This is a genomic window from Arenivirga flava (genome assembly GCF_030161575.1).
GTDB classification, from domain to species: Bacteria; Actinomycetota; Actinomycetes; order Actinomycetales; family Microbacteriaceae; genus Arenivirga; species Arenivirga flava.
Window position 1 is genome coordinate 2,090,860 of the sequence record NZ_BSUL01000001.1, and the last position, 21,371, is coordinate 2,112,230.

Here is a 21,371-nt window from a genome sequence, read left to right on the forward strand (position 1 = left end):
TCATTCCTTTCGACGCCGGACGACTCCGACGATGACGAGCACTGCTCCGAGCGCGAGGATGAGGAGCGCGATGACGATGAACAGCGTCACGTCGGCCCCCGTCCACGGTAGCCCGGGGATGACCGGACCGGGGGTTGCCGGGCCCTGGGTCGCACTGGGGGACGGCTGCGGGCTGGCGCCCGGCTCGGACGGCTGCGGGCTCGGCTCCGACGGCTGCGGGCTCGGCTCCGGCTCCGACGGCTGCGGGCTCGGCTCCGGCTCGACCGGCAGCGAGGGCAGCTGGATGCCGGTCGTGGCCTCCGCGGTCGCATCCGCCCCGGTGGCGGTGCCGGTTCCGGCGACGGCGGCAGAACCGCCGACCATCCGACCGGCCTGCTCCCCCGTGATGACGGTCTCCCGGACGATCACGACGCTCTCGCCCGGCAGCAGCACGCCCGGCCGGCTGGCGTCCGGCCAGGTGACCGTGAAGCCGTCCGTCAGCTCCTGCCCGTCGGCGAGCACGTCGCGCAGGTCGACGTCGCGCAGCGCCTGGGTGCCGTTGTTCGTGGCCGTGTAGGTCCACTGCAACACGTCGCCCGGGTAGCCGGGGCGTCCGTCCTGCACGGCGACGCCGATGGTCAGGCCGATGCTGGCGATGGTGGTCGGGATCGCCGTGGTCGCCTGCGCCTCGGCGGTCACGCGCTCGCCGCGGTGCTGGCCGACTGCCGTGGCGGTGTTGACGACCGCGCCGGCCGTTGCATCCGCTGCGCTCACCGGGTAGACCGCACTGGCCAGCAGCACCTCGTCGGGGGCGAGCACGCCTTCGGCGCCCGGCCACGCGACCTCCACCTCGACGCCCGCGAGCAGCGGGTCGTCGATGGAGACGTCGGTCAGCGTGAGGTTGCCGCTGTTGCGCAGCGCGAAGTCGTAGCGGACGGCCGGGCCGTCGGGTGCGCCGAGCTGCAGCGCGCCGCGCTTGTCGAGGCTCAGCGCCGGCTGCTCGACGACCACCGTGGTGCCCTCGGCGGCGTCGAACTCGGGGGCGCCGAACGGGTCGATGCCGCTGCCGACGACGGTCGACGCGATGGCACCGCGGTCCACATCGGCCTGGGTGACCTCGTAGAAGGCCTGCGCAGTGGCCGTCTGTCCCGGCTCGAGCACGCCCGGCTCGCCCGGCCAGGTGATGACGATGCGGGTCAGGCCAGGCTGCCCGTCGGTGAGGCTGATCTCGCGCAGCGTCGTGACGCCCGCGTTGGTGATCACGTAGTCGTAGGTGATCAGCTCGCCGGCGCGCAGCACCGTCGGCGACTGCGTCTTGTCGACGCGCAGGCCGTCGGTCGAGGCGCTGAGCGGCACCACGGAGGTCGGCGAGTCGGCCGAGACGGGCCCCGCGGGACCGTCGCCGGAGGCGCTGGCGACGTTGAGCACGCTGCCCGCATCGACGTCGGCCTGCGTCACCGTGTAGCTCGCGGTGGCGACGACCTGCTGCCCGGGGGCGAGCACGCCCTCCGGGCCGGGCCATGCTCCGACGACGAGCGCATCGGCGGGCAGGCGGTCGTCGGTCACCTCGACGTCGCGCACCGTGACGGCGCCGTCGTTCACGACGGTGATCGTGTAGTCGATCGTCGAGCCGGCCGCGACCGGTCCGCGCAGCACGCCGTCCTTGATCACCAGCAGGCTCGGCTCGGAGCGCACGGTGGGCACGTCGAGCACGCTGCTCGTGTCGGTCACCCGGGTACCCGTGCCGGAGACGCCCGACGCGTCGACGATGCTGCGCACCAGGCCCGCATCCACATCCGCCTGGCTGATCGGATGCACGCCGCGCACGACCACGCTCTGCCCGGGCAGCAGCACGCCGGGGTTCGCCGGGTCGGGCCAGACGATCTCGACGGCCAGGTCGGCGAGGCGCGGCGAGACCTGCACGTCGCGCAGGGTGACGTTGCCGGTGTTGGTCGCCGTGAACACGTAGTCGACGAGGTCGCCGACCTGGCCGACGCCGCCCGCGCGGATGCCTCCGGTCTGCTCCACGGCGATGCTCGGCCGCTCGGCGGCCGTGCGCGTCGTGACACTCGAGTTCGAGGTGACGGGGTCCAGCCCGCCGGGCGGGGTCGCCGAGACGGTCGCGTCGTTCACGATCGATCCGCGATCGACGTCGGCCTGCGTGACCGTGTAGTCGGCGAACGCGACCGCGCTGGCGCCGGGCGCGAGCTCGCCGGGCGTGCCCGGCCACTCGACCGCGATCGGGCCGAGGCCCTCGAGCCCGTCGGCGATCGCGACTCCCCGGAGCGTGAAGTCGCCCGGGTTCGACACGTGAAAGCGGTAGCGCAGCGTGTCGCCCGCCTCGCCGGTGCCGGTGCCGGTGCCGGCGAACTGCGCTGTCTTGACCAGCACGATCTCGGCGGTGCCGCCGAGCTCGACGGACGCCGGTGCGATGGCCGTGCGCTCGACGCCGCCCGCGGTCGTGCCGCGACCCGTGACGAGGCTGGACGCCGCGCCGGCGTCGACGTCCTGCTGGCTCACGGTGGAGGTCGCGGTGACGATCACGGACTGGCCGGGCAGCAGCACGCCCTCGGCGCCGGGCCACGCGTAGCTCGGGGCGCCGATGCCGGCGACCGCGTCGGTGAGCGTCACGCCGCGGAGGGTGACGTTGCCGGTGTTCGTGAGCACGGAGGTCCAGGTGATCGTGTCGCCGGTCACGCCCTCGGCGGTGGCCGGCAGGGTGCCGCGGTTGGTCACGGTCAGGGCGGGCTCGCCGTCGGCGACGTCGAGCACGAGCACGTTCGACTCGGCGTCGACCGGCAGCGCGCCGGGGGCGATGCCGGTGACGAGCGCCTGGTTGGTGACGCTGCCCGTGTCGAGGTCGTCCTGCGTGATCGCGTAGTCGGCCGAGGCGCGGACGGTCTCGCCCGGCAGGAGCACGCCCTCGGCACCCGGCCAGGCGCCGTAGGCGATCTCGGAGAGCCCGGCCAGCGGGTCGGCGATGTCGAGCAGCTGGACGGTGACCGTGCCGGTGTTCTCGATCTCGAAGCCGTACTCGATCGCGTCGCCGAGCCCGCCCGGCGCCGCGACGGTCCCGGTCTTGACGAGGCTCAGCGAGCGCTCGACGAGCAGCTCGACCGTGGCCTGGGCCTCGCCGGTGAGGACGATGCCGGCCGGGGTGGTCGCGCGCCCGCTCAGCGCGTTCGTGATGGAGCCGGCGTCGACCTGCTCCTGGGTGATCGTGCTCGTGGCGGTCGCGGTGAGCGACTGGCCGGGCAGCAGCACGCCCTCGTCGCCCGGCCAGGTGATGGTCGGGGCTCCCACGCCGGCGAGCGCATCCGCGATCTCCGCCGCGGTGAGCGTCGTGCCGCCCGCGTTCGCGAGGGTGTAGGTCCAGACGACCGTGTCGCCCGCGACGCCGCGGTCGCCCTCCTGCACGGCCCCGGTGGTCGCCACGGTGATGCGCGGCGAGCCGGGCTCGGTGGAGACCAGCACCTCGTTGGAGTCGGCGCCGACGACGACGTCGTCCGGCTGCGCACCGTCGACGCGCGCGGTGTTGGCGACCACGTTCGCATCGAGGTCGGCCTGTGTGATGCGGTGCACGGCGGATGCGGTGACCTCCTGGCCCGGCGCCAGCACGCCCTGCGCCGACGGCCACGCTCCGTAGGCGATGCCGGTGGCGTTCGGGTCGGTGAGCACCACGCCGTCGAGCGTGACGTTGCCGGTGTTGCGGATGGTGAACGCGTAGTCGATGACGCCGCCCACGGCCGCGGAGGCCGAGCGGAGGTCGCCGGACTTCGTCACCGCGAGGCCGCCGGCGCGTGCGATGTCCACGGTCGCGTCGTCGGTGGCCTGCACGCGGTCGCCGCGGCTCGGGGCGCCGGAGGCCGTGACCACGCTGCGCACGGAGCCGGCGTCGACCTGCTCCTGCGTGAGCGGGGCCGTGGCCCGCACCGTCGCCGACTGGCCCGGGGCGAGGACGCCCACGGGGCCCGGCCAGGTGATCACGGTCTCGGTGCCGAGCTCGTCGCTCACGGTCACGTCGGAGAGCGTGGCCGCACCGGTGTTGGTGACGACGTAGGTCCACACGACGTTCTCGCCGGCGCGGCCCTGCGCGCCGTCCGGCAGGGAGCCGGAGTCGGTGACCGCGATCGACGCGGTCGGCGCGGCCAGCGGGGTGACCGCGTCGACGACCTCGCTGGTGACGGTCGCGCCCGACGGGGTGGCGCCCTGCGCGGTGGCGAGGTTGCGCACCTGGCCCGCATCCACATCCGCCTGCGTGATCGTGTACGTGGCGGTGGCGACCACCGAGGCGCCCGGTGCGAGCGAGGTGAAGCCGTCGGGGAGGACGGCGCCGCTGACGCCCGGGAGCGCGTCGGTGACGCCGAGGCCGGTGAGCGTGGCGTTGCCGTTGTTGGTGATCGTGTACGAGACCGTGATCGAGTCGCCCACCGTCGTGCCGTCCGGCGTGGCCGTGGCGATGGCGAGGCCGATCGCGCCGCGCTCGATGAGCGGCACCGTGGCCGTCGCGGTCGACTGCGCCTCCGCGCCGTCGCGCGCGGAGGCACCGGTGGCGGTGACGAAGCTCACGATCGAGCCGGCGTCGATGTCCGACTGCGCGAGGTCGCTGTAAGCCGAGACGATCACCGAGGCGCCCGGCGCGAGCACGCCGTCGAAGCCGTCCGGGTAGCGCACGTCGCGCACGCCGGCGAACTGCTCCGCAGCCGTCACGTCGCGCAGCGTGACGTTGCCGGTGTTGGTGACCGTCCAGGTCCACAGCACGTCGCCGTCGGCGACCGGCACGGCGCCGACCGGGTCGAGGCGACCGGCGTCGGTCACCGCGATGCGCGGCTGCGCGGCCTGCAGGACGACGCTGCCGGTGTCCTCGTTCGAGGGAACGCCCGCGCCCTGCGGCGTCCGAGCGGATGCGGTCGCCGGGCTTCCGATCACGCCCGCGTCGACGTCGGCCTGCGTCACGAGGCGGGTCGTCGTCGCGGTGACGCTCTGCCCGGGCGCGAGCACGCCCTGCGCCGCCGGCCAGGCGCCGAGGACGATCGGGCCGAACCCGGGAGCGGCGTCGGCGATCGAGAACGCGTCGAGCGACACGTTGCCGCGGTTGACCAGCTCGTAGGTGAAGGTGACCGTGTCGCCCACCCCTGCCGCGCCGGAGACCGTCGCGCTCTTGCCGAGCTCGAGCACCGCGTTCGGTGCGAGAGACACGGACGGGGAGACCACGGCGGAACCCACGGGGTCGCCCGACGGTGCGGTGCCGTCGGCCCGGGCCCGGCTGACCGCGGAGCCCGCGTCGATCTGCGCCTGGGTCAGCGCCGAGACGCCGCCGACCAGCACCGACTGCCCGGGGGCGAGCATGCCGGGGGTGCCGGGCCAGACGACCTCGAACGGGCGCATGCCGTCGAGCGCGAGCTCGCTGAGGCGCACGTCGCGCAGCGTGACGCTCGACGTGTTGACGACCGTGTAGCTCCAGGTGACGAGGTCCCCGGCGACACCGGTCCCGCCGGCGGCGAGCTCGCCGCGCTCGTCGACGATGGTCAGCGAGCCCGCGTCGGGCGCGGTCACGACGACGACCTCGTTCGAGGTGGCGCCCACGACGGCTCCCCCGGCGCCCACGACGCTCACGGTGGCGGTGTTGCGGACCGCACCGGCGTCGAGGTCGGCCTGGGCGACGGTGTACTGCGCGGTCGCCGTCGTCGACGCTCGAGGTGCCAGCGAGCCGGAGAAGGCCGGGTCGAGGGCGATCGGGCCGAGGCCGGCGAGCTGGTCGGCGATCACGAGGTCGCCGACCGTGACGTTGCCGGAGTTCGCGATCGTGAAGGTGTACGTGATCACGTCGCCGAGGCCCACACCCTCGGTGACGTCGGCGGACTTCGCGAGCGTGACGGCGGGCACGGCGGTGAGCGGCACCGCGGCGGTGTCGTTCTCGCGCAGCTCGACGCCGAGCGGGTTCGCCGTGGACGCCGGCGTGGTGGCGAAGCCGGTGATCGCGCTGCGGATGCCACCCGAGTCGATCTGCTCCTGCGTCAGCGTCGAGACGGCCGTGACGACGACACGCTGCCCGGGCTCGAGCACGCCGGGCCGCTGCGGGTCCGGCCAGACGATGCCGGTGACGGATGCGCCCTGCAGCGCCTCGTCGACGCGCACGCCCGTGAGGGTGACGTTGCCGAGGTTGGCGAGCGTGTAGGTCCAGGTGACGGTGTCGCCGACCTGGGGCAGCCCGCCGGCGTCGAGCACGCCCTGCGTGTCGACGGCGATGGCGGGGTTGCCCTCCTGCACCGCGACGCGGTTGGCACCCGAGGTCGCACCGGCGGTGCCGCCGGTGGGCGTCGCCCCCGACACCGTCGCGGTGTTGTCGACGTAGCCGCGGTCGACGTCCGCCTGGGTGAGGTCGTAGACGGCGGTGGCGACGACGACGGCGTCGGGGGCGAGCACGCCGGCCGCTGCGGGCCAGTCGTACTCGATCGCTCCGCTGATCCGCGGGTCGTCGATCGCCACACTCGAGAGCGTCACGGCGCCGGTGTTGCGCACCTCGAAGCGGTACTCGATCGTGTCGTCCGCGGTGGCCGCGCCGGTGGCGCGTCCGCTCTTGAGGATCGAGAGCGACGCCGCGGGGGCGAGCTGCACCGAGGCGGCGTCCTCGCCGGTGAGCACGCCGGCGCGCTGGGCCGTGCCGGTGCCGGTGATGCGCGCCTCGATGACGCCCGCATCCGCCTGCGCCTGGGTGACGCTGCTGTACGCGGTGACGGTGACGGTCTGGCCCGGCAGCAGCACGCCGGGCTCGCCCGGCCAGTCGTAGGTGAGCGGACCGACCGCGGCGGCGCGCTCGGCGAGCGACACGTCGCGCAGGGTGACGGTGCCCGTGTTCTGCAGCGTCGAGGTCCAGATGACGGTGTCGCCGGCGGCGCCGGTCGCGCCGGCGGCCAGTGCGCCGCGCTGGTCCACGGCCAGTGTCGCGACCTCGGCGATCGTGGTGATGCTGGTCGCGGCAGTGTCGCTCACGGGGCTCACGCCGACGGCGGAGGCGGTGGCGGTGGCGGTGCTGGCGATCGAGCCCGCGTCGACATCCGCCTGCGTCACGACGTGCTCGGCGGTCGCGAAGACCGTGGCGCCCGGCGCCAGGACGCCGACCGGGGCGGACCCCCAGTCGATCGCGATCGCGCCGAGGCCGGCGAGGTCGTCCCGCAGCGCGACACCGGAGAGGGTGAGGTCGCCGGTGTTGGTGATCGCGTAGCGGTAGCCGAGGCGGTCGCCGACGCGGCCCGTGCCGCCGTCGAGGTAGGCCGCGTTCTTCACGAGGTCGATGCCGGCGGTGCCGCCGAGGACGACGGCCGCGGGCGCGCTGCCCGAGACCTCGACGTCGGCGGCCGTGCGGCCGACGCCGTCGACCAGGCTCTGGGCGGTGCCCGCGTCGACGTCGCTCTGCCGCACCGTCGAGGTCGCCGTGGCGACGACCTGCTGGCCGGGCAGCAGCACGCCCTCGGCGCCGGGCCAGGCGTAGGTCGGCGCGCCGACGCCCGCGACCCGGTCGGCCAGGGTCACGCCGGAGAGGGTGACGTTGCCGGCGTTGCGGAGCGTGTAGGTCCAGGTGACGGTGTCGCCGGCCACGCCGCGCTCGCCAGCGGCGAGGGCGCCGCGGTTCGTCACGGCGATCGACGGCGTCGCGGCGGACACCGCCAGCTGCAGCGAGTTCGACTCGGCCGCGACGGGGATGGCGCCCGGCGCGAAGCCGGTGACGAGCGCGCGGTTGGTGACCGAGCCGCGGTCCACGTCGTCCTGCGTGATCTCGTAGCCGGCGATCGCCCCGACCGTCTGACCGGGCTCGAGCAGGCCGACCTCGCCGGGCCACTCCAGGTAGTCGATCTCGGAGATGCCGGGCAGCGGGTCGGTGATCTCGAGCAGCTGCACCGTCACGGTGCCGGTGTTCTCGATCGTGAACCGGTACTCGATGTCGTCGCCGGCGCGTCCGCTGCCGATGACGGAGCCCTCCTTGACGAGACCGAGGCTGCGCTGGACGAGCAGCTCGACCGGGGCGGTCGCCGCTCCGGTGAGCACGACGCCGCGCGGGGTCGTGGCCTCACCGCTGAGCTCGTTGCTCACGGTGCCGGCGTTCACCTGGGCCTGCGTGACGACGCTCGTGGCGGTCGCCGTGAGCGACTGGCCGGGCAGCAGCACGCCGGGGCGGGCGGGGTCCGGCCAGCTGAGGGTCGGCGCGGTGACGTCGGCCAGCGCGTCGGCGATCGCGACGCCGGTCAGCGTCGTGCCGCCCTCGTTGGTGAGCGTGTACGTCCAGACGACGGTGTCGCCGGCCACGCCGCGGTCGCCGGTCTCGAGCGCGCCGCTCGTGGTGACGGAGATGCGCGGCGAGCCGGGCTCGACCGAGACCACGGACTCGTTCGAGTCCCGGGTGACGGCGCCGCCCAGCGGCTCGGTGGCCGTCGCCGTGGCGACGTTGCGCACCCGGGCGTCGTCGAGGTCCTGCTGCACGATCGTGTGGACGGCGGATGCGGTGACCTGCTGGCCCGGCCGCAACTCGCCTTCGACGCCCGGCCACGCCCCGAAGACGATGCCGGCGGCGTTCGGATCGGTCAGGTCGACGCCGGACAGGGTCACGTTGCCGCTGTTGCGGATGACGAAGTCGTACTCGACGGTGCCGCCGAGAGACGGGGTACCGCGGAGTTCGCCCGTCTTCTCGACCTCGAGCGCGCCGTTCGCGGCGATGGTCACGTCGGCGGTGGCGTCGTCGTCGACCTGGCCGCCACGGCTGGAGGTGCCGCTCGCGGTGACGACGCTGCTCACGGTGCCGGCGTCGACCTGCTGCTGGGTGAGCGGAGCGGTGGCGCGCACGGTCGCGGACTGCCCGGGGGCGAGCACGCCCACAGCGCCCGGCCAGCTGTAGACCGGCGTCGTGCCGAGCACGTCGTCGACGGACACGCCGGTGAGCGTCGTCGCGCCCGTGTTGGTGACGACGTAGGTCCAGACGACGTTCTCGCCCTCGCGGCCCTCGGAGCCCGGGGGCAGCGCGCCCGCATCCGTCACCTTGATGGAGGCGTCCGGGGCGTCCAGCGGCGTGGTCGACTCGGCGGGTGCGCTCGTGGCGAGGGCGCCCGACGGGGTGCGGCCGTTCGCGGTGGCGGTGTGGCGCACCTGGCCGGCGTCCACATCCGCCTGCGTGATCGTGTACGGCGCCGTCGCGGTGACGGTGCGTCCGGGGGCGAGGCTGGTGAACCCGGTCGGGAACGCGATCGGGCCGAGTCCGGTCAGCTCGTCGGCGACGCCGAGCTCGCGCAGGGTGACGTTGCCGCCGTTGCGGATCGTGTACGTGATCGTGATGACGTCGCCGACCCCGGCGCCGGCCGCAGCGGTGCCGACGAGCGAGAGCTCGAGGCCGGGCCGGGCCGCGAGGTCCACCGTCGCGGTCGCGTCGGCGGAGACCGTGGTGGCGCCGTCCGTGGTCGTGCCGGTCGCGGTGACCAGGCTGACCACGGCCCCCGCATCAAGGTCCTGCTGCCGCAGGTCGTAGAGGGCGGTGACCACGACCGACTCCCCCGGCGCGAGCGTGGCGTCGAATCCGGTCGGGAAGGTCACGTCGCGCACGCCGAGGGCGTCGGCGAGCGCGATGCCGGTGAGGGTGACGTTGCCGGTGTTGGTGATGGTGGAGGCCCAGCGGACGTCGCCGTCGGCCTCGGGGGTGGAACCGGCCGGGTCGAGCCGACCGGTCTCGGTGACGGCGATGCGCGGCACGGCGGTCTGCAGTGCGACCCCAGCGTCGGCGGTGTTGGAGGTGATGGGGGTCGCGCCCTGGAGGGTGCGCGCGGTCGCGCTGGCGTCGCTGGCGACCGAGCCCCGGTCGACGTCGGCCTGCGTCACCGTGTAGGTGCTCGTCGCGGTGACGCGCTCGCCGGGCGCGAGCTGGCCCTGCGCGCCGGGCCAGGTGCCGAACGTCGGCGCACCGGCCCCCGCGAGGGCGTCCTCGATGAGGACGGTGGTCAGGGTGACGTTGCCGCGGTTGACCAACTCGTAGGTGAACGTGACGGTGTCGCCGACCGCCCCCGCGCCCGAGACGGCCGCGGTCTTGGCGATCTCGAGCGCGCCGGCGCTCGCGACCGGCACGGTGGCGCTCGCCAGCGCGGAGGTGAGCGGTGCGCCGTCCGGCGCGAGGCCGTCCGCTCGCACGGTGCTCGACACCGAGCCCGCGTCGACCTGCGCCTGGGTCAGCAGCGACGTGCCCTTGACGACCACGGAGTCGCCGGGGCGCAGCACGCCGTTCGCGACGGGCCACTCGTACGCGAAGTCGCGCATGCCCTTGAGCTGCGTCTCGGCGAGCGTCACGTCCCGGAGGGTGACGGAGGTGTCGTTCGTGACGGTCCACGTCCAGGTGACGAGATCGCCCGCGACGCCCCGCGCGCCGGCCGCCAGCGTGCCGGTCGGGTCGGAGATCTCGATGGCGCCGGTGCGCGAGGCGGTGGTGACGACGCTCTCGGGCGAGGCGGCCCGCGCGACCGCGCCGTTCGGGGCGACGGCGCTGGCAGTGGCGGTGTTGCGCACCTCGCCGGCGTCGACGTCCGCCTGGGTGACGGTGTAGGACGCCGTCGCCACGATCTCCGCGCCCGGCGCGATGGAGCCGTCGAAGCCGTCCGGGTAGCGCAGCTCGCCGAGGCCGGCCAGCTGGTCCACGATCCGCGCGGCGGCCAGCGTCACGTTGCCGTCGTTGCGCAGCGTGAAGGTGTAGGTGATGACGTCGCCGAGCGCCGCGTTCGTCGCCGGAGCCGCCGCCTTCGTCAGGTCGAGGATCGGCTGCGCCGTCAGCGGCAGGGTGGCGCTCGCCCGCTCGGTGAGCAGCACGCCCTGCGGGAAGGCCGTGGTCGCCGGCGTGCGCGAGGTGCCGGTGATGGCGCTCGTGATGGAGCCGGAATCGATCTGCGCCTGCGTGAGCGATGACTGCGCGACGATCGTGACGCGCTGACCCGGTGCGAGCTCGCCCTCCGCGCCCGGCCAGTCGGCAGCGACGATCGTGACGCCCTGCAGCTGCTCGGCGACCTCGGCCGCCGTCAGCGTGACGTTGCCGAGGTTCTCCAGCGTGTAGGTCCAGGTCACCGTGTCGTTCGGCCTCGGGAAGCCGCCCGCGTCCAGCACGCCCTGCGTGGCGACGGCGATGGCGGGGGCGCCCTCCTGCACCGCGACGGTGGTCTCGTCCGCGACCGGGTCGGTCACGACGCCGGCCGGCGTGGTGCCCTGCACGGATGCGGTGTTGACGACCGCGCCGCGGTCCACGTCCGCCTGGGTGAGGTCGTACACGGCCGTGCCGACGACGACCGCGTCCGGGGCGAGCACGCCCTCGGCGCCGGGCCACTCGTACGAGATCGGCCCGAGTCCCTCGAGCGCGTCGGCGACCGCGACGTCCGAGAGCGTCACGTTGCCGGTGTTGCGGACCTCGAAGCGGTACTCGATCGTGTCGTCGGCGCTGGCCGTGCCGGTCGCGCGACCGGACTTGAGCAGCGACAGCGACGGCTGCGGGGCGAGGAGGACGGTGGTCCGGTCGCTGCCCGTGAGCGCGCCGCCCGGGGCGGTGCCGACGCCCTGGACGTTCGAGCCGATCCGACCCGCGTCGACCTGCGCCTGGGTGAGGCGGCTGAAGGCGGTGACGGTGACCGTCTCGCCGGGCAGCAGCACGCCCTCGACGCCCGGCCAGTCGTAGACCAGGTTGCCGACCCGCGCGATGGTCTCGTCGAGCGCGACGTCGCGCAGCGTGACGTTGCCGCTGTTGCGCAGCGAGTAGTTCCAGACGACGGTGTCGCCGACGCGACCCGTCGCCCCGGGCGCCAGGTCGCCGGCACCGGTCACCTCGACGGCCGGGGCGGCGGACGCGAGGCGCACGACGGCCTGCTGCGACTCGGCGGATGCGGCCGTGCCACGCGGGCCCGATCCGGTGACGCCCGCCGTGTTCGCCACGGTGCCGCGGTCGAGGTCGTCCTGGGTCACACGGTACGGCGCCGTGATCTCGACGCTCTGCCCGGGCTCGAGCACGCCGGGGCGGCTCGGATCGGGCCAGGCGACGGTCGGGTCGCCGAGTCCGCCGAGGGTGTTCGTGGTGGCGAGCCCGGAGACGGTCACGTTGCCGGTGTTGGTGACGACCGTGCGGAAGGTGACGTCGGTGCCGACCGCGGCGCCCTGCGGGCCCCCGGTCTCGGTGATCGTCAGGGAGGGCCGCTCGGCGATCTCGACGGCGGCGGTGTCGACGGCGTCGAGGGCCGTGCCGGCGCCGCCGGTCGCACCGGTGCCGGTGGCGGTGACGCGGCTGTCGATGCGCCCGCGGTCGACGTCGGCCTGCGCCAGCGTGGACGTCGCCCGGGCGGTGACCGACTGGCCGGGCGCGAGCTGGCCGGGGGTGCCGGGCCAGGTGCCGAAGACCGGGGCGAGGCCGAGCGACTCGGTCAGCTGCAGCCCGCTGGCGGTCACGTTGCCGGTGTTCGTGAGCACGTAGGTCCACTGCACCGCGTCGCCGGCGCGCCCGGTGGCGCCGGGGGCGAGGACGCCGTCGTCGGTCACAGCGATCGCGGCGCGGCGGGTCTGCAGGGGCACCTCGGAGGCGTTCGAGGCGAAGGTGACCGGCTGGTTCGCCGGGGTGCTACCGGTCGCCGTCGCCGTGTTCGTGACGGAGCCGGCGTCGACGTCCGCCTGGCCGATCGGGTACGAGGCGGTCGCGGTGGCGCGCTGTCCGGGCGCGAGCACGCCGTCCTCCCCGGGCCAGCTGACGACCGGCGTGCTGACGCCGGGCTTCGCGTCGGTGAGGCGGATGCCCCGGATCGTCACGTTGCCGTCGTTGAGCAGGCTGAAGGAGTACTCGACGCGGTCGCCGAGGCCCGCGGAGCCGGTGGCGGCGCCCGTCTTGACGAGGGCGAGGGAGGCACCGGGAGCGAGCGCGACGGAGGCCGTCGCCTCGTCGGAGACGCCCTGACCGGTCGGCGAGAGCGCGGTGACGCCGACGGAGCTGACGACGGCGCCCGCGTCGACGTCCGCCTGGCTGAGCACGTACCGTCCCGTGGCCGTGACGGACTCGCCAGGCGCGAGCGTGCGGGCGGCCGTCGGCCACTGGATGCGCGCGGCCTCGACGCCGCCGAGGCGGTCGAGCACGTCGAGGGTGCCGAGGGTGACGTTGCCGTCGTTGCTGACGACGTAGGTCCACAGCACGGTCTGCCCGGCGCGGGCGGCGCCCTGCAGGGCGCCGCTGTCGGTGATGGCGACGGAGGGGCGGGCCGGCTGGGTCGCGATGACCACCGGCTCGGAGTCCGCGTCGACCGTCACGCGGTTGCCGCTGGTGCCGAAGGCGGTCGCGACGTTGCGGATGGAGCCGGCGTCCACATCCGCCTGCGTCACCGTGTACTCGGCGGAGGCCTGCACGGTCTGGTCCGGGGCGAGCACGCCCGGCGCCCCCGGCCAGCGGTAGTCGATCGCCTCGAGGCCCTGCAGCGAGTCCTCGATGCGCACGGCGTTCAGCTGCACGGTGCCGGTGTTGCGTACCGCGAAGTCGAAGCGGATGCGGTCGCCGGCCGCCGGTGCGCCCGTGGCGGTGGTCGTCTTGACGATGCTCAGGGTGGGCTGCTGGGCGATCGGCACGGTCGCGGTGGACCGCGCGGTGGTCTCGCCGCCGCGCTCGCTGGTGCCGAAGGCGTCGACCACGCTGACGACCGAGCCGGACTCGACGTCGCCCTGCGTCAGCGGGTAGCTGCTCGTGATGGTCGTGGAGGCGCCGGGGGCGAGGACGCCCGTCCATCCGGCCGGGTAGGCGAGCTCGGCGGTGCCGAGCGCCTCCTCCACGCGCACGTCGCGCAGCTCGACGTTGCCGGCGTTGCGCACCACGTAGGTCCAGGTCACGACGTCGCCGGCCTCGCCGCGCGCGCCGGTCGCGAGCGAGCCCGCGTCGGTGATCGTGAGGCGCGGTGCGGCCGCCTGCAGAGTCGCGGGCGCGTCGTCCGGCGCGCTCGTCACGACGACACCGCGGGAATCGGTGCCCGAGGCGGTCGCCGGCGTGTTGACGACCGACAGCGTGTCGACATCGCGCTGCGTGACGGTGTACTCGGCCGTCGCGGGGATCGAGGCGCCCGGTGCGAGGCTGCCGTCGAAGCCGGCGGGGAAGACGATCGGGCCCAGGCCGGCCAGCGCATCCTCCACCGCGACGCCGCGCAGCGTCAGCTGTCCGGCGTTCGTGATCACGTAGCGGTACTCGAGCACCTGACCCGCCGCGACGTTCTGCGACGGCGTCACGGTCTTCACGATGGTGATGCCGCTCGTGGAGCTGAGCTGCACGGTCGCGACGGCGGGCGCGTCGATGAGCGCGCCGGCCGGGGGCTGCGCGATGCCGACCAGGGTGCTGACGACCGTTCCGGCGTCGACGTCCTGCTGGGTGACCGTGTACCGCGCGGTCGCCGTGACCGACTCGCCGGCCAGCACCACGCCCTCGGCGCCCTCCCACACGAAGTCGGCGGCGGGCGAGACGTTCACGAGCGCGTCGCGGAACTCGATGAGCCGCAGCGAGGTGTTGCCCGTGTTGGTGAGCGAGTACGTCCAGACGATCTCGTCGCCCGCGACGCCGGTGCCCCCTGCGCGAGCGCGCCGCTGTCGGTGACGCGGATGGACGGCGCCGCCGCCTCGGTGTCGATGACGACCTGGCCGGAGCTGGCGCTCACCGAGCCGCCGGCGGGCGTCGTCGCTGAGGCGCCGGCCGCGTTGGTCACGCGACCCGCGTCGACGTCGTCCTGCGTGATCGCGTACGCGGCCGTCGCCCGGATGACGCCACCCGGGGCGATGCCGTCCTGCGCTCCCGCGGGCAGCACGCCCTGCGGGTCGGCGCCGCTGCGGTCGACCCGCAGGGCACCGAGGCCGGGCAGCGCGTCGACGATCGCGGCGTTCGTGAGGTTCTGGTTGCCGGTGTTGCGCAGCACGAAGCCGTAGACGAGCTCGTCGCCGAGGCCGATCGCGCCGTCGGTCGCCGGCTCGACGGTCTTGACGAGCTCGAGGCCGGGCGCCGCGGCGGCGGTGAGCAGCGAGGTGCGGCCCTCGCTGATGATGCGCGAGGCGCCGTTCTGCGGCAGCCCCGTGATCGTGGCGGTGTTGTCGATGACGCCGGCGTCGACGTCCGCCTGGGTGACCGTGTACGGGGCGCGCACGGTGAAGGATGCGCCCGGATCGAGAGCGGTCGTCGTCAGCGCGATGGGCTGGCTGCCGAGCCGCGGGTCGCGCAGCTCGAGCTCGGCGACGCGCACGTTGCCGGAGTTGATGACGCGGAAGGCGTAGTCGATCGTGTCGCCGACCGCGGCGCCGGAGGGCGTGCCGGTCTTCTGCAGCGTGAGCTGCGGGGCGGCCGCGACGACCGGCAGCTGCGACTGCGCGCTGCTCGCCTGCACGGGGGCGGCGCCCGCCACCCGCGGCTGGCCGACGGCCGTGACGGTGTTGCGGATCGGCTGGGCCGCGGCGACGTCGTCGTTCGTGACGGTGTACCGGGCGGTCGCGGTGGCCACCGCGCCGGGCGCCAGCACGCCCTGCTCGGCCGGCCAGGAGACGACCACGTCGGTGAGGCCGCCGAGCGAGCTGGCGAGCGTCGTGGCGTCGAGCGACACGTTGCCGCTGTTGCGCACGGCGTAGGTGTACTCGATGACGTCGCCGGCGCGGCCGTAGCCGCCGTCGGCGTAGCCGGCCATCTGCGTGACCTGCAGCGCCGGGGCCGGCGCGGCGGTCTGGAGCCGGAAGGTGTTCGAGTCGGCGGAGACGCGGGCGCCGGCGGGCGAGGTGCCCACCGCGGTGGCGATGTTGTCGACGAATCCACGATCGACGTCGGCCTGCGTGAGCGCGTAGGTCGCGGTGCCGAGCGCGGTCTCACCGGGCGCGAGGTAGCCGGAGGTCGCCGGGAACTCGAGCGCCGGACGGCTGATGCCCGGCAGGTCGTCGCTGAGGTCGATGAGCCGCAGGGTGACGTTGCCGGCGTTGGTGACCCGGAAGTCGTAGCGGACGGTGCTGCCGGCCGAGCCGTCGCCGGCGACGACCGCACCGCTCTTCTGCGCGGCGATGGCCGGGGCCTGCGCTGCGGTCGGCACCTCGGAGAGGGCGGACTCGACCTGCACGGTCGCACCCGTCGGGTCGGTGCCGCGGGCGGTGGCGACGTTCCGCACGGCGCCCGCGTCGACGTCCGCTTGACGGATCACGTAGCTCGCGGTGGCGCGCACCTCGACGCCCGGGGCGATGGTGCCCGGGGTACCCGGCCACTCGATGCGCGGGCTGCTGACGCCCTGCAGCGGATCGGTGAGCGTCACGCCCGTGAGGGTCGTGGTGCCCGTGTTGCTCAGGGTGAAGACGTAGTCGACGGTGTCGCCGACGGCGACCGCGCCGGCTGCGGCCGGGGTGCCGACCTTCGTCACCTCGAGGCCGGCGACGCGGTTCAGCGGCACCGTGTCGACGGCGCGCGCACGCACCGCCGCACCGGTCGGCGGCGTGGCGACGCCGTTGACGATGCTCGTGACGGCGCCGCTGTCGACGTCGCGCTGCGAGATCGGGTACAGCGAGGTCGCGGTGACCCGCTCGCCCGGGGCCAGCACGCCCTCGGCGCCCGGCCAGACGTACTGCACCTCGCCGGCTGTGGCGAGCGATTCGATGAGCGTGACCCCGCGCAGCGTCACGTTGCCGGTGTTCGTCAGCGAGTAGCGCCAGAGGATCTCGTCGCCGGCGACGCCCGAGCCGCTCGCGAGCGCCCCCTCGTCGGTGACGGCGATGCTCGGGCGGGCCGTGACGAGCCTCGCGGTGTTCGGTGCCGAGGCGCCCTGCACCGCGGCGCCGTTCGCGGCGGTGCCGCTGGCGGTGGCCGTGTTCCGCACCGAGCCTGCGTCGACGTCGGCCTGCTGCACCGTGTACACGGCGCGGAACTCGACGCTCTGCCGCGGGGCGAGCACGCCCGTCGCCGCGGGCCACGCGGAGGCCACGGGGGCGCTGAGACCCGGCAACGGGTCGCTCGCGGTGACGTCGCGGACGGTGACGTTGCCGCCGTTCGTGATGGTGATCGTGTACGCGACCTGATCGCCGACCCCGCCGGTCACGCCGTCGCCGTTCGTGTCGGCGACGGTGCTGCCCTTGACCACGCGCAGCGACGGCGTCGCCTGCGCGGTCGCGACCACGGACTCCGGCGAGCGTCCGATGACCGGGTCGCCGGAGGGCAGCGTGCCCGTCGCGGTGGCGGTGTTGCGCACGGAGCCGGCGTCCACATCCGCCTGGGCGATCGGATACGAGGCGGTGGCCGTGACGCGCTGCCCCGGCGCGAGGCGGCCCTCCGCGGCGGCGGCGCTCCAGTCGATGACCGGTGCGGTGACGCCCGGCTTCGAGTCCAGCAGCTGCACGCCGGAGACGGTCACGTTGCCGGTGTTCTCGATGGTGAAGGCGTAGTCGATGCTGTCGCCGACGCCGGCGTTGCCCTGCGCGATGCCGCGCTTCGTCACCACGAGGCCGGGCGCTTGGTCGAGGCGCACCGTCGAGACGGCGCTGTCGCCGACCGCCGAGCCGTCGCGGGCCGAGGCACCGGCGGCCGTGGCGGTGTTGACGTAGGAGCCGGAGTCGACGCTCGCCTGGCTGAGCACGATCGAGGCGGTGACCGAGCGGCGCTCCTGCGGAGCGAGGCTCGGGATCGTCAGCAGCGTGCCGCCGAGGTTCGGGTCGGTGACGACCACGTCGGTGAGCGTGGTGTCGCCGGTGTTGACCGCCGTGAGCGTGAACTCGACGCGGTCGCCGGCCCGCCCGGTGGCGCCGGGGGCGAGCACGCCGGTCTTGACGAGATCGACGGAGGGCGTGCTCGCCGCGAGCGGCGTCGTGATCGCGGAGTCATCGGTCGCCACGGTGCTGCGGTCGGGCGCCGTGCCGCGGACGACGGCGGTGTTCTCGATCGCGCCCGCGTCGAACTGCGCCTGCGTGACGCGCACCCCGGCGGTGGCGACGGCCTGCTGTCCGGGGGCGAGCGTGCCGGTGGCTCCCGGCCACGAGATCACCGGGGTGCCGAGGCCGGCGAGGCGGTCCTCGAGCTCGACGCCGGTGAGCGTGACGTTGCCGGTGTTGCGGATCGCGAAGCGGTAGTCGAGCACCTGGCCGACGCGCTGACCGCTCACCGGCGCCGTCTTGACGACCTCGATCGCGGGAGCAGCCGGCGAGGTGGTGGTGATCTGGCGGTCGGATTCCACGGAGAGGCGGGCGCCGGTCGGGGGCTGGCCCACCGCGATGACGGTGTTGCCGATGGTGCCGGCGTCCACATCCGCCTGCTCGATCGTGTAGTCGGCGGTCGCGTCGGCGGTCTCGCCGGGCAGGAGGACGCCGGGGCGGTCGGCGTCCGGCCACGTGATCTCCGGGTCGGAGACGCCGGGCAGGCGCTCGATCAGATCGACGAGCGTGAGCGTGACGTTGCCCGTGTTGCTGACGGTGAAGGAGTAGTCGACGACGTCGCCGGCGTTGCCGCGACCGGCCTCGGCCAGCTCGCTGTCCTTGGTGACCGCGAGCGCGGGCCGGGACGCGACCGCGACGTCCGTGCGCGAGGTGGTGGTGACCGCGGCGCCGCGGGGCGGGAGGCCGGTGCCGTCGAGCTCCTCGGCGACGCGACCGGCGTCGACCTGAGCCTGCGTGAGCGTCGAGGTGCCGGTTGCGGTCACGCTGGCACCGGGGGCCAGCACGCCGACCGCGCCGGGCCAGGCGATGCTGGCCGGGTCGATGGCGCCCTCATCCGCTCGCAGCGTGACGTCGGTGAGCGTGACGTTGCCGGTGTTCGTGAGGCGGTACCGCCAGTCGACCGTGTCACCGGCGGCGCCGGTGGCACCGGCCGCGAGCGCGCCCGACACCGTGGAGGCGATCGACGGCTCCTGCGTCTCCGTGGGCGTGACGACCTCGGGGCTGCGGGCCTCGAGGGACTGGCCGCGGGCCGGGGTGGCCGTGGCCAGGGCCGTGTTCGTGATGGAGCCGGCGTCCACCTGGGCCTGCGTGATGACCACGAAGGCGGTGGCGCGCAGGCTGGCACCCGGCGCCAGCACGCCGTCCTCGGTCGTGGGCCAGGTGAGCACGAGCGGGCTGAGGCCCGGCAGCGCGTCGCGCAGCGCCACGTCGCGCAGGGTGACGTTGCCGGTGTTCTCGACCTCGAAGGCGTAGCGGATGAGGTCGCCGGCTCCCGAGTTGCGTCCCGGATCGCCCGTCTTGACGACCCGCATGGACGGCTCGGCCGCGGCGAGCGGCACCGTGACGGCACCGGAGGACGCGCTGACCGCCGGACCGGACTGCGGCACGCCGCGGACGGTGGCCGTGTTGGTCACGCTGCCCGCGTCGAGGTCGGCCTGCGTGACGGGGCTGCTCGCCGAGGCGGTCGCCGCACCGCCGACCGGCAGCTCGCCGACGGCGCCGGGCCAGCGGATCTCGAGACCGGTGATGCCCGGCAGGCTGTCGGCGAGCGTGAGCTCGCGCAGGGTGACGTTGCCGGTGTTGCGGATCGTGAACGACCAGGTCACGGCGTCCCCGACGGCGCCGCGCGTGCTGCCGGACTTGGTGACCGCGATCGCCGCGTTCGTCGGCAGCACCACGGTCTCGGGGTCCGTCACCGGAGCGGGGTCAGCACCGCGGACGGCGGTCGCCGTCGCCCGGGCCGCGCCGGTGACGCTGCCCGCGTCGATGTCGCTCTGCACCACGGGGTAGCTGCCGGTGTAGACGATCCGCTGCCCCGGGGCGAGCTCGCCGACGACCCCGCTCGGCCAGGTGCCGGCCGTGTAGGAGGCGTTCGGGTCGGTCATCGCGACGTCGCGGAGCGTGCCCTGGCCGGTGTTGGTGACCGTGACCGTGTAGTCGACGACATCGCCGGGTGCTCCGGTGGCGCCGGCGCGGAGCGCGCCGACCTTGTCGACGGCGAGGCCGTTGCTCGGAGCGACGAGCGCGACGGGTGCGTCGTCGCTCGCGGTGACGCTCTGCGGCGGCGCGGTGCGCGCCGAGGCGCCGGTGACGGTCGCGGTCGTGTCGATCGTGCCGGCGTCGACGTCCGCCTGGGTCACGACGTGGCTCGCGCGGGCGACCGCGCGCTCGCCGGGTTGCAGGGTGCCGGCCGCGCCGGGCCACGCGAAGGCGAACGACGAGAGGGCGGCCTGCGGGTCGGTCAGCGTGACGTCCTGCAGCGTGACGGGTCCGTCGTTGGTGATGACGTACTCGTAGCTGACGACGTCGCCGAGGCGACCCGCGGCGTCGCCCAGGGTCGCGGTCTTGACCAGTCCGATCGCCGCCGGGGTGCCGGGCAGCAGCTCGACGCGCGCGGTGTTCGAGGTCTGCGAGGTCGTCTCGCCGTTCGGCTGCGTGCCCGTGGCGGTCGCCAGGTTGTCGACGAAGCCGCGGTTCACGTCGGCCTGCGTCACCGTGTAGGTCGCCGTGCCCGTGGCGACCTGGCCGGGGGCGAGCTCGCGCGGCGTGCCGGGCCAGGTGAACACCGGGGTGCCGATGCCCTCGAGCGACTCGGCGAGGATCAGCGCGTTCAGCGTGACGTTGCCGGTGTTGCGGATCTCGAAGGTCCAGGTGATCGTGCTGCCGGCCGCGCCGATGCCGCTCGTGACCGAGCCGCCCTTGACGACCGCGAGGGTCGAGCTCGGCGCGATGGTCTGGGTGGCGGTGCCGCTGCCGCTCACCGGCGCGCTGCCGTCGCTCGGGCTTCCGCTCGCGGTGGCCGTGTTGCTGAGGGTGCCCGCATCGACCTGCGCCTGGTTCAGCGCATAGGTCGCGGTCGCGGTGACGAACTGGCCGCGGAGCAGGACGCCGCTCGTACCGCTCGGCCATGCGCCGTAGGTGATCGCGTCCGCGGGGAGCAGCGGGTCGACGAGCGCGACGCCGTCGAGGCGGATGTCGCCGGTGTTCCTGATCGTGAAGTCGTAGGTGAGGACGCTCGGGTCCTGGCCGGCCCGGAGGAGGCCGGGAGGTGCCGTGACCGTCTTCTCGACGGTCAGGGCGGGGGATGCGGTGAGGAGGGTGCGTGCGCTGGCGGTCGCCTCGACGCGGGCTCCGCCGCCGGCCGGAGCGCCGGACGTCGTGCCCGGGCCCTCGATGAAGCCCTGGTCGATCTCGTCCTGCGTCGGCGTGACGTCCACGGGCGAGCTCGTGATGCTCTGCCCGGGTGCGAGCGTCGGAGGAGCGTTGCCCCACACCGCGTAGCGGAGGTCTCCGCCGGCCCGCACGTCGTCGAGCCGCACGTCGGTCAGCGTCACGTTGCCGGTGTTCGTGATCGTGTAGACGAACGGCACCGGCCCGCCGGCGGGTGCGGTGGCCGGGGCGGACTTGGTGATCGCGATCTGCGGGACGCCCTCGCCGGTGAGCAGGGTGATCGAGGCGTCGTCCGACACGGGCCCGCCGACGCCGTCCGC

Annotated in this window: 2 protein-coding genes (1 of these 2 running past the window's edge); both read right to left on the bottom strand. The window is 74.6% G+C overall.

Features of this window, described 5'->3' with window-relative positions:
* Nucleotides 1-14,544: a DUF7507 domain-containing protein gene (locus tag QQK26_RS10090; protein WP_431308033.1), complete on the bottom strand. Its 14,544-nt coding sequence runs from the start codon at nt 14,542-14,544 to the stop codon at nt 1-3.
* Nucleotides 14,469-21,371 carry the 3' portion of a beta strand repeat-containing protein gene (locus QQK26_RS10095; protein ID WP_284232317.1) on the bottom strand. It continues 6,402 nt past the right edge of the window, so only the last 6,903 of its 13,305 coding nucleotides appear in the window; its start codon lies beyond the right edge, outside the window — the gene reads right to left on this strand; it ends in the stop codon at nt 14,469-14,471. The genes QQK26_RS10090 and QQK26_RS10095 overlap by 76 nt, the downstream gene beginning before the upstream one ends.